This is a genomic window from Tenacibaculum sp. AHE14PA, from assembly GCF_019278465.1.
Taxonomy (GTDB): Bacteria; Bacteroidota; Bacteroidia; order Flavobacteriales; family Flavobacteriaceae; genus Polaribacter; species Polaribacter bernardetii.
The window spans coordinates 1,198,851-1,213,433 of the sequence record NZ_CP058983.1 but is presented as its reverse complement, the minus strand read 5'-3'; the positions used below and the strand labels follow the sequence as shown (position 1 = coordinate 1,213,433).

Annotated in this window: 14 protein-coding genes; 11 read left to right on the top strand and 3 right to left on the bottom strand. The window is 30.1% G+C overall.

Going from position 1 to position 14,583, the window contains the following annotated elements; all coding sequences use genetic code 11:
• Nucleotides 1–135 precede the first annotated feature (135 nt).
• On the top strand, nucleotides 136–1,749 hold the full coding sequence (locus H0I30_RS05510; protein ID WP_255554340.1) for a cytochrome-c peroxidase: 1,614 nt from the start codon (nucleotides 136–138) through the stop codon (nucleotides 1,747–1,749).
• Nucleotides 1,750–1,753: 4 nt separating this feature from the next.
• Here the strand turns inward: H0I30_RS05510 and H0I30_RS05505 are convergent, their stop codons facing one another.
• Genes H0I30_RS05505 through H0I30_RS13035 form a run of 3 tightly spaced genes read right to left on the bottom strand, consistent with a single transcriptional unit; the run spans nucleotide 1,754 to nucleotide 3,456 of the window.
• Entirely contained in the window at nucleotides 1,754–2,524 is a 771-nt protein-coding gene (locus H0I30_RS05505; RefSeq protein ID WP_255554339.1) for a sulfite exporter TauE/SafE family protein, read from the bottom strand.
• Between the two features lie 13 nt (nucleotides 2,525–2,537).
• Nucleotides 2,538–3,272, bottom strand: a complete 735-nt coding sequence (locus H0I30_RS05500) for a helix-turn-helix domain-containing protein (protein ID WP_255554338.1) — start codon at nucleotides 3,270–3,272, stop codon at nucleotides 2,538–2,540.
• Nucleotides 3,262–3,456: a hypothetical protein gene (locus H0I30_RS13035; RefSeq protein ID WP_255554337.1), complete on the bottom strand. Its 195-nt coding sequence runs from the start codon at nucleotides 3,454–3,456 to the stop codon at nucleotides 3,262–3,264. Before H0I30_RS13035 ends, H0I30_RS05500 begins: the two co-directional genes overlap by 11 nt.
• A gap of 483 nt (nucleotides 3,457–3,939) precedes the next feature.
• Between H0I30_RS13035 and H0I30_RS05495 the strand changes: the two genes are divergently transcribed.
• The 10 genes from H0I30_RS05495 (at nucleotide 3,940) to H0I30_RS05450 (ending at nucleotide 14,581) form a co-directional block, all read left to right on the top strand.
• Nucleotides 3,940–5,040 carry a sensor histidine kinase gene (locus H0I30_RS05495; RefSeq protein ID WP_218773277.1) on the top strand — a complete coding sequence of 367 codons (1,101 nt, stop codon included), beginning with the start codon at nucleotides 3,940–3,942 and terminating at the stop codon, nucleotides 5,038–5,040.
• A 3-nt stretch (nucleotides 5,041–5,043) separates the two neighbouring features.
• Nucleotides 5,044–6,369, top strand: coding sequence for a sigma-54 dependent transcriptional regulator (locus H0I30_RS05490; protein WP_218773276.1), 1,326 nt, complete (start codon nucleotides 5,044–5,046; stop codon nucleotides 6,367–6,369).
• 174 nt (nucleotides 6,370–6,543) lie between these two features.
• The gene (locus H0I30_RS05485) at nucleotides 6,544–6,735 is read left to right on the top strand and encodes a hypothetical protein (protein WP_218773275.1); all 192 of its coding nucleotides are present in this window, start codon (nucleotides 6,544–6,546) and stop codon (nucleotides 6,733–6,735) included.
• Between the two features lie 8 nt (nucleotides 6,736–6,743).
• Complete coding sequence (locus tag H0I30_RS05480) at nucleotides 6,744–8,039, top strand: Glu/Leu/Phe/Val dehydrogenase (RefSeq protein ID WP_218773274.1); 1,296 nt, start codon at nucleotides 6,744–6,746, stop codon at nucleotides 8,037–8,039.
• Nucleotides 8,040–8,094: 55 nt separating this feature from the next.
• Nucleotides 8,095–8,475 (top strand): hypothetical protein, encoded by a 381-nt coding sequence (locus H0I30_RS05475; protein ID WP_218773273.1) that lies wholly within the window; start codon nucleotides 8,095–8,097, stop codon nucleotides 8,473–8,475.
• A 235-nt stretch (nucleotides 8,476–8,710) separates the two neighbouring features.
• Complete coding sequence (locus H0I30_RS05470; RefSeq protein ID WP_218773479.1) at nucleotides 8,711–9,283, top strand: Crp/Fnr family transcriptional regulator; 573 nt, start codon at nucleotides 8,711–8,713, stop codon at nucleotides 9,281–9,283.
• A gap of 59 nt (nucleotides 9,284–9,342) precedes the next feature.
• Nucleotides 9,343–10,068 carry an acyl-CoA desaturase gene (locus H0I30_RS05465; RefSeq protein WP_218773272.1) on the top strand — a complete coding sequence of 242 codons (726 nt, stop codon included), beginning with the start codon at nucleotides 9,343–9,345 and terminating at the stop codon, nucleotides 10,066–10,068.
• 90 nt (nucleotides 10,069–10,158) lie between these two features.
• Nucleotides 10,159–11,925 (top strand): ABC transporter ATP-binding protein, encoded by a 1,767-nt coding sequence (locus H0I30_RS05460; protein WP_218773271.1) that lies wholly within the window; start codon nucleotides 10,159–10,161, stop codon nucleotides 11,923–11,925.
• Between the two features lie 136 nt (nucleotides 11,926–12,061).
• Nucleotides 12,062–12,814, top strand: coding sequence for a DUF6503 family protein (locus H0I30_RS05455; protein ID WP_218773270.1), 753 nt, complete (start codon nucleotides 12,062–12,064; stop codon nucleotides 12,812–12,814).
• A gap of 111 nt (nucleotides 12,815–12,925) precedes the next feature.
• The gene (locus tag H0I30_RS05450; protein WP_218773269.1) at nucleotides 12,926–14,581 is read left to right on the top strand and encodes a sodium:solute symporter; all 1,656 of its coding nucleotides are present in this window, start codon (nucleotides 12,926–12,928) and stop codon (nucleotides 14,579–14,581) included.
• The last annotated feature ends 2 nt before the right edge of the window (nucleotides 14,582–14,583 follow it).

Sequence of the window (14,583 nt, the reverse complement as noted above, 5' to 3'; positions counted from 1 at the left end):
TGTGTATGTCTTTTGCTTGTAATAGTATCGTGCAATCAAAAAACAGAGAAATATAAATCTGTTACGGTAATTTCTAGCAGTGTAAATAAATTATACCTAAACCAGCTATCTAATGCTATTAACAATTTAGATAGTATGAAAGCTAAATCAATTAAAGCGCAGCAAAAATATTATGTGCTAGCAAGAAAGCATTTTAAATTACTAGAGCCAATTTTAGCTTTTTCTGATAAGGATAACTATAAATCATTAAATGCACCAAATATAATTAGTGTTAAGGGAGAGACGAGTAATGATACAAGAGTTATAAAGCCGATAGGCTTTCAGGTTATAGAAGAGTCTCTTTATGATGAAAATATTGATCAAGCGGTTTTAAAAAGAGCTATACGCGTTACAAGCAACCGATTAAAATTAATAAGAAAAAATAGTATTCTTAAATTAAAAGACCATCATATTATATGGCTATTAAGAGATCAAATTACCCGTGTAGCTGCAACGGGTATTACAGGTTTCGATTCGCCAGTTTTAAATCAATCCCTATTAGAAAGTTCATATACTTATGAAACAGTATTGAAAATTATTAAACTTAATGAGGAGAAGTTTAAATCAAAAGAATTATTAGTAAAGTTTGAAGAAGCAATTATAAATGCTCAAAAATTTTTAAAACATGATTTTGATAGTTTTGATAGATTTAATTTTATAAAAAAGCATACGAATCTTCAATTAAAAATGTTGGTTGAAATTCAAAAAGATTGGAATGTTAAATTCCCTTTTGAAATGGCGTTATCCAACACGATGAAAACCTTATTTTCAGAAGAAGCATTAAATGTTAATTATTTTTCAGATCATTTAAGTGATACCACTCAATTGGCAAAAAAAATAATTTTAGGAAAGCAGTTATTTAACGATACATCGCTTTCTAAAGATTATAACATGGCTTGTGCAACTTGTCATGTTAAAGATTTAGCTTTTACAGATGGTAGAAGAGTATTTGATAAAAATCAAACAAGAAATACACCAACAGTAGCTTATTCAGCATATCAGAAAGGTTTTTTTATGGATGCCAGATCAGGAAGCTTAGAGGGGCAAGTTGTTGGAGTTGTAGAGAATCATAATGAGTTTGATATGTCGATGGATTCTGTTGTACAACGTGTGTTAAAAAATGAAAACTATAAAAAGTTAATAGCAAATTTATATGATAATAAACGAGTGAATTTTAATATTCGACATGCAATAGCATCATATATAAGAACCTTAAATACATTTAATTCTAAATTTGATAGAAATATTCGTGGAGAAGAAGAAACCTTAACAGTAGATGAACAAAAAGGCTTTAATTTGTTTGCAGGAAAGGCAATGTGTGCAACGTGTCATTTCGCACCTGTTTTTAACGGAACTGTTCCACCAAATTATAACGATACAGAATTAGAGTTTATTGGTGTTCCGATATCTGCAGATACTATAAATGGTGAAATTTCATCAGACTTAGGACGCTATAATCTATATAAAACACCAGAGCGTAAACATTTTTTTAAAACACCTACTATTAGAAATATAGTAAAAACAGCACCTTATATGCATAACGGTGTTTATGAAACTTTAGAAGAGGTAATGGATTTTTATAACAAAGGCGGAGGAGCAGGTTTGGGTATTCATAATGAATATCAAACCTTACCTTTTGATAATTTAAGTTTATCAGAAAAAGAAATAACTCAAGTTATCGATTTTATGAAAACACTTACCGATGAGTAATTGCTTAAAACAAATATTTTATTAAAATACGAATACTAACAAAGGCAATCAAAATAGCGGTTGCCTTTTTTAATTGAATCGGGCTAAAGAATTTATGGCTCATTCTACTACCAATTTGCCCACCAAAAAACACTGTTACTAATAAAATAGAAGTTAAATTCCAATCAATTATAAAATTAGGGTTTATGTATTGACCAAACAAACCTGCAATAGAATTTACCAAAATAAAAACACTTGATGTAGCCGCTATTTTTTTTGGAACCTCCCAGTTTTTAAGGTGAAGAAAAGGAGCTAAAAAAATACCGCCACCTATTCCTACCATTCCAGAAATAAAACCAATAACACCACCATAAATAGCATTTTGGCTGCTGTTTATTTTGTTTTTTTGAACACTTAATGTGGTTTTTTTAGAAAACCACATGGTAATTGCAGCAATTAATAGCGTAATACCTAAAAGAATAAAAAAGATAGTTTGGTTTATTTTTAAAATTCCGCCTAAAAAAGCTAAGGGAACACTAAATAAAACCAGGGGAATTATTTTGTGCCAGTCAAGTAGTTTTTCTTTATGAAACAATAATACGTTACTAAAAACAACAACAATATTACATATTAATGCTGTTGATCTTATTTGTGTATAAGCAATACCGGTTAAAGCTAATACCGCTAAATAACTAGAGCCACCACCAAAACCAACAGAAGAGTATAGCATAGCGATAACAAAAAAAAGCAATATTATAAGCCAGTTTAAAGTAAAAGTATCAATTAAGAAATTCAATATTTTTAGTAAATTAATCCCTCAAAGATATTTTAAATTGTTGAGGTGTTAAAAGTTCATTCTTCTTAAAAAGGCGATTAAAATAACTTACATTGTTAAAGCCTGTTTTGTAGGCAATATCACAAATGTTTTCATTAGGATTATTCTTAATTAACTTTTTCGCAAATTTAATTTTTTCAGAATTTATATAATCTACAGGTGTAATGCCTAAAGTACTTTTAAATTTCTTAAAAAAATGTGATTTACTCATACATGCTTTTTCAGATACTTCATCTAAAGTTAAGTTATTGTTGGTTAAGTTTTCTTTTATGTATTTTACAGCATAGCCTATACGTGTATCATTAAATAGATCGTCAACATTATTTAAAATAAGTTTTCGAGCTTTGCTTTGTAGTAAACGAATAATTAATTCTTGAATCATTAAATCTAACAGTATATCCTTAGATTTTGTGTTTTTAATAAATGTATTAGTTAGCCTGTTTACTAATATATTTAGTTCATTATTATTGTTTAGATGAGATGTCTTTTTTTTAAAATCCCATTTGTCGTTTTCTCTTTCAATAACGGTATCTTCATTAAAATTATAAACAACCTCATTTATTTTATTTTGATCAATAACTAGGCCTAAGCATGACGTAGGATTATCTAAAGAAGCATCAGGAAAATCAATATTCATACTATTGTTTTCGGGTATAACTAAAGATTCACCAGGAACAAAAGAAAAAGGATCAGTTTTATCAAAATGCATAGTTTTTTTTTCCTGTTAACATACTGGCAATAACAGTAGAGTCGAAATTTAAGAATACATTTTTAGTAGCTTCAAAGGTTTCAAATATATTTAATTCAGCATATTCAGAAGAGTACATTGTTCTGTTTTCAATAAGTGTGGAGAGTTTCCTTTCTTTAAAATATTGGTGGTCTAAAGATATCATAGTTTTTGTTTTTCGAAGAGTAATATAGTGCAATTATTTAAGATAATAGTTCAATTATTTTTATTTTTTTAACTGTAAATTTGATTATTGTTAAGAATTATTAAGCCTTAATTTTTTCACTGTTATAAAGAAAAAGAGTTCCCCCAGAAACTCTCTTTTTATTTAATTGCAATCAAAAAGAGAAAGAAAACTAGCATCTTAAAAAGTGCTAGTTTTTTTATTAGAACAAAGCAAGCTGTTGATTAAGTGTTTTTACGTAATTTAATAAAACCTTTTTTTAAACTGATAGCTTAGTTTTTAAGTAGTTCTTAGGTCAGTTAAAAAGATAATATTTATATAAAAGTTTAGTTTTTTGATGTTATCAACCCTTAAAAGAGAACAGTATTTTTTTGCTAAAAAATTGTTATTTTAAGTATAAATTATGTTTTTTTTTAATTGAAAAAAAAGTATAAAATTTAAATTTGTTGTTTGTAATAAATACTTATGGAACAACCGGTCTCAATAGAAGAAAAATTAAAAGAAAGGGTTAAGGAATTAACTTGTTTGTATAACGTTAGCGCCTTAATAAGAAACAGTAATTTTTCTGATACAGAAAACCTTCTAAGAGGAATTGCGTCTAATGTAAAAGAATCTATCCGTTACCCTGACGCTGCTTTTGTAGAAATTCAAACGAATAAAAGCAGTATTGTAGAAGGAAAGCAAAACCAAGATGCTATTTTTATCGTTTCAGCAATAAAAGTATTCAGTGAAATTTTTGGGTCTATAAAAGTGGGGTACTCAAAGGTGAAGTTTTCTCAAAATGCTTTTTTAGAAGAAGAAGAGTTTTTACTTAATAAAATAGCTTCTGAAATAGGAGATTTTTTTGAGCGTAAACAAATTAAAGAAAAAGAGGTTCTTGCTAATAGACAAATAGAACGCATAGATAGGTTGTCTATTCTAGGAGAAATTACCGCAGGAATAGCACATGAGTTAAACACACCTTTAGCTAATATTTTAGGTTTTACAGAGTTGCTAAAAGAGCGATATAAAACTGATGAGGTTGGAACAAAAGATTTACAAAAAGTAATAAATAGTGCTATTTATTCTAGAGAAGTTGTAAAGAAATTAATGTTTTTTTCTTGTGAGATGCCTCAGCAGATGGAGGTTATAAACTGTGTACCAATTATAAAGGAAGCTATTGGTTTGTTGAATCCAAATTTTATAAAAAAGAATATTAAAAGTGAATTATTTTTCAATAAAGAAAATATTCAGTTAAAAGCTGATAAAATTCAACTAACTCAAGTAGTTTTTAATTTAGTAATCAATGCAATTTATTTCTCGCCTGTTAACGGAAAAATTAAAATTTCTGTCGAAGAAAATAAAGAAAATATACAATTAAGTATATCAGATGAGGGAGTTGGAATTCCATTAAATTCAGCAGCAAATATTTTTAATCCTTTTTTTACAACAAAACCTATAGGAGAAGGTTCTGGTTTAGGATTAAGTGTTGTTCACGGAATTGTAAAAAGTCATAAAGGAGCTATAAAGCACCTACCTAACTTACCTAAAGGAACTATTTTTGTAATTAATTTTCCTAAAAAATAACAAATGCTACACAAAGAAAATATCTTGATTGTTGATGATGATATTCATATTTTAGAACTTATCCAACGTCATTTACAATCATTAAATTATCACGCCTACAAGGCGGTCTCAGTAAAAGAAGCATTGCAAATTTTAAAAGACCAGTCGATCGACTTGTTAATTACCGATTTACAAATGCCTGGAGTTGATGGCTTAGAATTGATAAAATACGTTTCAGAACATTTTCCTGAAATGCCTAAATTAGTAGTAACAGGTTTTCCATCAATTGATGGTGCATTAGAAGTTATGAAATCTGGCGCAGCAGATTATATCACGAAACCATTTACAAAAGAAGAATTAAAAACAGCGGTACTAAAGTCTTTAGAGCATGCTCCAGTAAAGATAAAACAGGTCAAAGTAGCTAAAGAGCCAAAAGAAAACGTTTACGGAGAGTTAATAGGAAGTTCTCCTGCAATGCAAAAAGTTACAGATGTAATTGAACGACTTAAAAATAATAAAGCAACAGTTTTTGTTTCAGGAGAAAGTGGTACAGGTAAAGAGCTTGTGGCACGTTCTATACATTATATGGGTAAATTTTCTAAAGCACCTTTTGTAGCAGTAAACTGTGGTGCAATTCCAGAAAATTTGTTAGAGTCAGAGTTGTTTGGTTATGTAAAAGGCGCTTTTACAGGAGCAGATTCAAATAGAGCAGGTTTTTTTCAGGCAGCAAACAAAGGAACGTTGTTTTTAGATGAAATAGGAAATGCTTCCTTGGCTACACAATTACGTTTGTTAAGGGTATTACAAGAGAAAGAAATAGTAAGAGTAGGTTCTCAGAAAACAGAAAAAATAGATGTTAGAGTAATTGCAGCAACTAATATCGATTTACAAGAACTAATTAAAAAAGGAAAGTTTAGAGAAGATTTATATTACCGATTAACGGTAGTACAAATAGAGGTGCCTAAATTATCTGAACGAATTTCAGATATTCCTTTATTAGTAGAGAAGTTCCTTTTTAAATATGGAATAGAATACAAAGATCGATTTATAAAAATAAGTCCAGATGCTATAGAAATATTACAAAGGTATCATTGGCCAGGTAATATTAGAGAGTTAGAAAATGTAATTCAGCGTGCTGTAATTATGTGCGATAAATCAGTAGAAGTAGTACATCTTCCAGATTATGTAAAATATCAAATAGACTTTCCTAAAAACCAAGAATTAATATCTTTAAAAGAACTTGAAAAAAATTATATCATTAAGGTTTTAGCTGCTACAAATAATAATAAAACTAAAGCGGCAGAGATTCTTAAAATAGATAGAAAAACACTTCGGGAAAAACTAAAATAAATATCGAGTAAAAAAGTATCAAGCGGGTAATTATCACCCGTTTTTTGTTTTTGTGGAAATGGAGTTTTAAAGTTTAAGTATTTGTTATATAGTGTTTTGTGTTTTTATTTTATTTGATGGTTTTTTTTGGTACACCTGTTGCCAATATAGTAACATATTCAAATATTATGATTTATGAACGCTTATAAAAGAAGTTTGTGTAGTACTTGTATTCATGTTAATTCTTGTAGTTTAATATCAAATAACGCTTTTATTTGGTCTTGTAGTGAGTTTGATCAAGAAGAAACATCAGAAGGAAACATTGTTACTCTCACTGCTAAAGATTTTGATGAAATCGGCAGTAAAAAAGAATTAGAACTTATTTAATTAACAAAATGACTTTAACAAAAGAATTAAAACAGCAAAAGGAACCAAAGCAAGGAATGTTGCATAATGTTATGAAGCAGTTTGATGCTGCATCTGACTTGGTAAACTTAAACCCAAATATTAAAAAAATATTAGGGATCACCAATAACGAGTTAATTATTCATTTTCCAGTTCGTATGGATAACGGTGAGGTAGAAATTTTTAAAGGATATCGAGTGCAGCATAACAATGCATTGGGGCCTTATAAAGGTGGATTAAGATATCATCCAACGATAGATATTGATGCTGTAAAAGCATTGGCAATGTGGATGACATGGAAAACTTCATTAACAGGTTTGCCTTATGGTGGTGCAAAAGGAGGGATTCAAATGGATCCTAAAAAGTATTCACAATCAGAGTTAGAACGTATTACAAGGCGTTTTACGTATGCTTTGGGAGATAATATTGGCCCAGAGCATGATATTCCAGCTCCTGATGTAAATACCAATTCGCAAACTATGGCTTGGATTGCAGATACATATATGTCTACAAAAGCACCAGCAGAAAGATCAAAAAATCAACATGTTGTTACCGGAAAACCAATTGGTTCGGGAGGCCTAGAAGGAAGGGATAGAGCAACAGGTTATGGAGTTTTCTTGAATATAAAATTTTGGGCAGAACAAAGAAGTTTAGATCTTACAGATAAAAAGTTTATAGTTCAAGGTTTTGGAAATGTAGGTTACTGGGCAGCGCATTTTCTAGAAAAAGAAGGAGCCATAATGGTTGGAGTTCAGGATGCTTTTGGTGCGATTACAAATTCAGACGGAATTAAAGTAAAAGCCTTATTTGAGTACACAAAGTTTAATAACGGAAGTGTTGTTGGATTTTTAAATACCGCAGAAGTAAATCCTGAAGACTTTTTTGGTTTGGATTGTGATATTTGTATTCCAGCAGCTTTAGGTAATCAAATAACTAAAGATAATGCATCAAGAATAAAAGCTTTTTTAATTGCTGAAGGAGCAAATGGTCCTACAACTGTCGAGGCAGAAAAAATATTGTTAGAAAAGGGAGTAGAAATTATTCCAGATATTTTATGTAATTCTGGTGGTGTAATAGCAAGTTATTTTGAATGGTTACAGAACAGAAATGGTGAGTTATGGGAGCTAGATGAAATTATGGCGAGACTTGATAAAAAAATGAGAGAAGTTTTTATTAGAGTTTTAAATATGTCTGCAAGCAAAAAGCTAGATATGAGGTCTGCAGCATATGTAATAGCAATAGAACGTATAGAAAGAGCTTATTTACAAAGAGGTATTTTTCCATAGAAAGGGCTTTGTGAAAGATTAGAATTTAGTGATTTAAATTAGGAATAATAAGATTATGGAATTAAATACTTATACAGATTACAATACCGAAACAGAGGTTATTCAGAGAAGAAGTTTTAGAGAGTTAGATATGTGGATTTCTCATGTAAGTTATTTAGCAAATGAGTGCGATAACTTAGCTAAAATAGCGTCTAATTTAATTAAAAAAAGAGATTTAAGAGATGAATTATTATTAATGCTTTTAGAAAACTCAAAGATTTTAACTCAACTATATAATGCTAGGAATGAAACTGAAAAACTTAATGAGTGTGATGATGTTGCATGTGAGTTGTTTTATTTAAATGAGCATGAAACTACAAGGTCATTATATTTAAAACATATTAAAAACTATAGGAAGGTTAAACAGCAAGTTTTATATAATCTCTTAACAGTATAACTTAATAAGTTCATTTATAGTAGAATAATGTAGAGTTTTTAACTAAAAACACCGTATAGCAATTGTCTATTATGGTGTTTTTTTTGATAAAATAACTATACCGTAAAGAATTTAATAAGGTAAAATTTAGCGTCGTATCTTGCACAAAATTGTACATAATGAAATAAGTAATTAAAAAATGATATTATTTCATTAATCCAACAAGTTCAGCAAAAGATTATAACGTAGTATGAGTATTGTAAATATTAGAACATATCTAGAAAAATCACTTATAATTAATGATAGTGACTGGGAGTTTTTTACATCTAAATTAAAATCGAGGAGTGTAAAAAAACGTACAAGACTTTTAGAGTTAGGTGCCATAGAAAAACATATATCTTTTCTAGATAAAGGAATAGTTAGGTTTTTTATTCCAAATGATGATAAAGAAAAAGAAACAACTTTTGGTTTTTGTTTTAACAATGAGTTTGTAAGCGCTTATGATTCTTTTTTAACACAATCGCCTTCATTATATGAGCTAGAAACACTTACAGATGTAGAAATGTGGAGCATGTCTTATGAAGATCTGCAAGCGGTTTATAAAGAAACAAGTATAGGAAACACATTAGGGCGCCTATCTTCTGAACGTTTATTTTTAATAAAATCTAAAAGAGAGCAATCTTTATTAAACGAAACAGCAGAAGAACGTTACCTTAATTTATTTGATGAACGCCCAAAGCTAATTAAAGAAATTCCACTAAAATATATTGCCTCATATATAGGTGTTACAGCCCAGGCTTTAAGCCGAATTAGAAGGCGAATTACTTAACTTAAGTTCATTTTTTTTACCACACTAAAATCAGTTCTTTGTAGGCTAAATATACAAGAATGACAATAGTAATTTTCATAATAATTTTATGGTATTCAGGTTTATTTTTTCAAACCTTCTTTTTACATAGATATTCAGCACATCAAACCTTTAAAATGTCGAATTTTGGAGAAAAAGTTTGTTTCTTTTTAACTTGGTTAACACAAGGCTCTAATTACTTAAGTGCTTATGGTTACGGGGTAATGCACCGAATGCATCATGCGTATGCTGATACAGAAAAAGACCCACATTCACCTAAATATGATGAAAATCTGTTTAAAATGATGTGGCGTACTAAAAACATCTATCAAGATATCAATAATCAAAGAGTCGCAATTGAAGCAAAATTCACTAAAAATGTACCACAATGGAAAAGCTTTGACAACTTCGCAAGTTCAAAAATTTCTAGATTAACTTGGGGTGCTTTATATGTTGCATTCTTTATGTTTTTTGCAACAGCTTGGTGGCAATGGTTGCTTTTGCCAGTAGCTTTTTTTATGGCGCCAATACACGGCGTAATTATTAACTGGTTTGCACACATTTATGGGTATGTAAATTTTAAAGTAAGCGACACTTCTAAAAACTTATTACCATTCGATTTTTTAATGATGGGAGAAGGGTATCATAACAATCACCATGCTAATGGTGGTCGTGCTAATTTCGGTGGTGTAAGATGGCACGAAATTGATGTAACTTATTGTATTATGGTGGTTTTAGATAAGGTAAAATTAATCAAGCTTAAATAAAGAGTACTTTTAAATTGTGTTTTGTAATTGTGTCATATTTACTATCTATGGCATATGTTTTGACGATAAATAGTATCTTCAATAAAAAATATGCAGCAATATACATCATCAAAAGAAAACAAAAAGAAACCTAAAGTATCAATAGGAAAAGCATTTAAAACGATTATTTGGCCCCGTAAAAACTTGGTTTTAATAGGTTTGGTTTTAATTGTAATAAGTAGGTTGGCAAGCTTGGTAGCTCCGTTAAAAATTAAATCATTGTTAGATGATATAATTCCTAATAAAGATTACAATGCACTTTATAGTTTATTATTTGTTGTTGGAACAGCGATTTTAATACAAGCGGTAACGTCATTTTTACTAACACGTATTTTAAGTGTACAAGCACAATATTTAATTTCAGAATTGCGTGCAAAAGTGCAAAAGAAAGTATTGTCTTTACCAATTAGTTTTTTTGATAATACAAAATCGGGCGCATTAGTTTCTCGAATTATGAGTGATGTTGAAGGTGTGCGTAATTTAATAGGAACAGGATTGGTGCAATTAGTAGGAGGAACAATAACAGCTGTAATTTCTTTAATTTTATTGATAAACATCAGTTGGTCAATGACATTGTTTGTGTTGATTCCTGTAGTTGTTTTCGGATTAGTTGCTTTAAAAGCTTTTAAGTATATCAGACCCATATTTAGAAATCGAGGTGTAATTAATGCTGAGGTAAAAGGGCGTTTAACAGAAACGTTGGCTGGTGTAAGAGTCATAAAAGCATTCAACGCAGAGCAACAAGAAAACGAATCTTTTGAAAAAGGGGTAGCTCTTTTATTTCAAAACGTAAAAAAGAGTTTAACTGCAACGGCAATAATGACAAGTTCATCAACTTTCTTATTAGGAATTGCGTCTACAGGAATAATGGGAATTGGTGGTTACAAAATTATGGTTGGAGAATTAACCGTGGGTGATTTCTTATCATTTACATTTTTATTAGGTTTAATGATTGCACCTATTGTACAAATGAGTAATATCGGAAGTCAATTAACTGAAGCTTTAGCAGGTTTAGATAGAACCGAAGAGTTGATGAACATGGAAGCTGAAGAAGATAATGAAGAAAGAGTTATTGAGTTAGATAATGTTGAAGGAGCGTTAGTTTTTGATGATGTTTCTTTTTCTTATGAAGAAGGTAAGCAAGTACTAAACAATATCAGTTTTCAGGTGCCTAAAGGAACAGTAACCGCTTTGGTTGGGAGTTCTGGGTCAGGAAAATCGACCATTGCAGGATTGTCAGCAACTTTTTTAAATCCGAAATCAGGAACAGTAACGATTGACAATCATGACATGTCAAAAGTTAAATTAAATAGTTACCGAAAACATTTAGGAGTTGTTTTACAAGATGAGTTTTTGTTTGAAGGAACTATTAGAGAAAATATTTTATTTCCAAGGCCAGATGCAACGGAGCAAGAATTACAAAATGCAGTAAAAGCAGCGTATGTAAATGAATTCACCGATCGTTTTGATGATGGATTAAATACATTAATAGGTGAAAGAGGTGTAAAGCTTTCTGGTGGGCAACGTCAACGTTTGGCAATTGCAAGAGCTATTTTAGCAAATCCGAAAATTATTATTTTAGATGAAGCAACTTCTAGCTTAGATACTGAAAGTGAAGCGTTGATTCAAAAAAGTTTATCAGAATTAATAAAAGAAAGAACAACTATTGTAATTGCGCATAGATTAAGCACGATTAAACAAGCAGATCAAATATTAGTGATTGAAGCTGGTTCGATAGTAGAACGAGGCACACATGATGAGTTGATAAAGAAACAAGGAAGATATTTTGAGTTGTACACTTATCAATCAAAAATTTAAAAGCCATTAATAATAAATCAATAGTAAAAAAGCATCCGAATTCGGATGCTTTTTTATTTTATAAATTCATAGAAGTTGTGTAAGTTTACTGTTCTTACTCGACTGTATTTTATAGTAATAAAACATCCATAAAAAAATGAGAAAAGTAGTCTTATTAATAGTAATTGCAGTAGTTTCTATTGCTTGTAAAAATGAAGCAAAAAAGGAAGTTGTACAAAAAGAAACAATTTCAGAAAAATACCCAAAAGCTTTGGCTGCTGTTTTTGATAAACATGGAGGTATTGATAATTGGCAAAAAATGAAAACATTGTCGTATACTTTAAAAAATGAAGAGCATACTACGGATTTACATTCACGAAAAACAGTTATAAATGCTAAAGAGTATTCATTAGGCTTTGATGGTAAAGATGTTTGGGTTTCAGATACTTCGGTTTATAAGAAAGATGCTAAGTTTTATTATAACTTATATTTCTATTTTTATACAATGCCTTTTGTTTTGGCAGATGACGGAATTGTGTATTCAGAAACAAAACCATTAGAGTTTGAAGGAAAAAAGTATCCAGGGTTTAAAATTTCATACAATGAAAATGTTGGTTCATCACCAGATGATAATTATTTTATTTATTATGATGAAACTACCAATGAAATGAGTTGGTTAGCTTATACGGTTACGTACCACAGTAAAAAAGTATCAAATAAAAAGAGTATTATTAGATATAACGATTGGCAAAACGTTAGCGGGTTTTTATTACCTAAGTCTTTAACTTGGTATAAGAAACACGAAAATGGTAATCCTACTGAGCCAGCAAGAGAACCTACCAAATTTGTATTACCTTTATTAAGTGAAGCATCATTTGATGCTGACTTTTATGCAAAACCAACAAAATAAATGGATTCACAAAAATATACTTGGAAAAAAGAATACACTGCAGTATTAATAGCAAACGTAGTTTATATCGCAATATTTTATATTATCACAAACTTATATACTAACTAGAATATGCAGGTAATCGATTGGATTGTACTTTCGTTAACATTATCATTTATTGTTTTTTACGGAGTTTGGAAAACTAGAGGGAGAAAAAACGCTGAAGATTATATTAAAGGAGGAAGTGATAGTAAATGGTGGACGATTGGTTTGTCTGTAATGGCAACACAAGCAAGTGCCATCACGTTTTTATCTACACCAGGACAAGCATTTCATAGCGGAATGGGGTTTGTACAATTTTACTTCGGATTGCCAATTGCTATGGTGATTATCTGTTTGGTATTTATTCCTATTTACCATCGATTAAAAGTATATACAGCCTACGAGTATTTAGAAGGTCGTTTTGATAGAAAAACAAGAACCTTAACCGCTATTCTATTTTTAATACAAAGAGGATTAGCTGCAGGAATCACTATTTTTGCACCCGCAATTATTTTGTCAGCCGTATTAGGATGGGATTTAATTACATTAAATATAATTATTGGTTTTTTGGTAATTATTTATACTGTTTCTGGCGGAACAAAAGCCGTAAGTGTTACTCAGAAACAACAAATGGCAGTAATTTTCGCAGGAATGTTTATTGCGTTTTATTTGATATTACAATATTTACCTGACGGAATTACCTTTACAAAAGCGTTAGAAATTGCAGGAGCATCTGATAAAATGCAAGTGTTAGATTTTTCTTGGGATTTAAACAATCGTTATACTGTATGGACAGGTATTTTAGGAGGGACTTTCTTAATGCTTTCTTATTTCGGAACCGATCAGAGTCAAGTGCAACGATATTTATCAGGAAAATCTGTTCGAGAGAGTCAATTAGGATTAATTTTTAACGGATTATTAAAAGTGCCAATGCAGTTTTTTATCTTATTGGTTGGGGTAATGGTATTTGTTTTTTATCAATTTAATACATCTCCTTTAAATTTTAATCCGAAAGCCAGTGAAGTTGTTGAAAACTCTCAATACGCCTCAGAATACAAGGTTTTAGGAGAGAAACATATCCAGATAGAAAATCAAAAGAAAGCTTTAATTTTTGAAGGTTTAACGGATGCGAATAAAAAACAATTACAAGCGTTAAACGAGCAAGATAAATCAATAAAAAAGCAAGCTAAAGCAATAATTACAAAAGCAGATGCTTTAGTAGAAACAAATGATAAAGATTATGTTTTTATTCATTTTATTTTACACAATTTACCAAAAGGTTTAATCGGTTTATTGCTAGCGGTAATTTTATCGGCAGCAATGTCATCAACAGCATCTGAGTTAAATGCGTTGGCATCAACCACTGTTATCGATTTATATAAAAGAAATCAAAAGAAGGATAGGAGTGAAGAGCATTATGTTAAAATGACCAAATGGTTTACTTTAGGATGGGGGCTTTTAGCAATTTCCGTTGCTTGTGTCGCCAATTTATTCGACAACCTTATTCAGTTGGTCAATATTATCGGTTCTATTTTCTACGGAAATGTATTAGGAATATTCTTATTAGCATTCTTCTTTAAATTTGTGAAATCAAACGCGGTCTTTATAGCCGCAATTATTACTCAGTTAATTATTATTTATGTTTGGAAAGCAGATTGGCTACCTTTCTTATGGCTAAATGCTTTAGGTTGCGGATTGGTAATTTTAATAGCTTCTTTATTACAACCATTTTTAAATAAGAAATAAGA